The 1,175-nt window shown below is 25.4% G+C and carries 2 protein-coding genes; both read left to right on the top strand.

Translation table 11 applies throughout. From position 1 onward, the window contains the following. Nucleotides 1-83 precede the first annotated feature (83 nt). Nucleotides 84-404: a hypothetical protein gene (locus GQX97_RS12290; protein WP_232473361.1), complete on the top strand. Its 321-nt coding sequence runs from the start codon at nucleotides 84-86 to the stop codon at nucleotides 402-404. Between the two features lie 11 nt (nucleotides 405-415). Further along, nucleotides 416-994: a glycoside hydrolase family 19 protein gene (locus GQX97_RS12285; protein WP_157152214.1), complete on the top strand. Its 579-nt coding sequence runs from the start codon at nucleotides 416-418 to the stop codon at nucleotides 992-994. Nucleotides 995-1,175 lie beyond the last annotated feature (181 nt).

Below are 1,175 nucleotides of genomic sequence, written 5' to 3'. Positions count from 1 at the left end.
GGTTATAATGTGAAAGGCATTGCGAGTATAAAATAAAAAATAAACAAGTTTTAAATAAAAATTATGAAGATGATTATATTGTAATGATTGAAAGAGGKTTAGAGAATCTAGATAAAAGTAAAAAGATATCAGAAAAAAACGGTAAAAAATACATAATAGAAAAAACTATAGAAGAAAAATATAAAGAAAATCTAATAACAAAAGAAGAGTATAATAGCTGTATAATTAATCAAAGGCAAAGTGAATATTCTCAAAACCTAGACGGAGTTAGAGCAGAGCTTTTAGATAGTGTKCTTAATAGTTTAGCTTCTCAAGGATTATTGAATGAAAATCAAATTGAAGTACTTAAAACTATAGAAGATAACAGAGCCAAGATAAAAACTCAATACAAAAAAATATTATGAGGTAATAATATATGATTGATATAAAAAAATATTTAKCTGCTCTTAATATAGATTCTTCTTGGGAGAGTATATTAAAAAAATATTTACTTGCMTAYAACATCACAAAAGAAAAAGATATAAAGATGTTTTTAGCTCAAACTAGTCATGAGAGTTTAAGTTATAAAAGACTTGAAGAGAGTTTYAAATATAGACCAGAAGTTTTAATAAAAGTYTTTCCAAAATATTTTAAAAMTCTTGAAGAGGCAAAAGATATYTTATATAGAGGAGATGAGGCTCTTGCAAATAGAGTATACGGAGGAAGGCTTGGMAATAATTTTGATGAGGGSTATAAGTACAGAGGAAGAGGAATAATACAGCTTACAGGAAAAAGCAATTATATTTATTATGGAAAACTTCTTAATATTGATTTGGTTAATAATCCTGATTGGCTTTTAGAGAGAAATGTTGCTGTTAATGTYGCTTGCTGYTATTGGATAAACAGAGGGCTTTTRGGWATTGATGATATAAGAAAGGCAACTAAAAAAATTAACRGCGGATACAATGGTTTAGAAGATAGAATTAAAAGATATAAAAAAATAGAAAATCTWTAAAAAGGYATTTTATGAATAATAGTTTGGRTAAAAAAATATTTAACTACAATAAAACCTATAATAAAAAAAATAATTTTGAAAATAGATTAACTCAAATAGAAACAATAGTAGGCATAAATAATAACGGCACTCCAAATGGAAATGGAATTATTAATATGCTTGAATGTTTTAATAGAGATGT

Source organism: Brachyspira sp. SAP_772, from assembly GCF_009755885.1.
In the GTDB taxonomy this organism is placed as follows: domain Bacteria; phylum Spirochaetota; class Brachyspiria; order Brachyspirales; family Brachyspiraceae; genus Brachyspira.
This window is presented reverse-complemented; position numbering and strand designations above follow the sequence as displayed.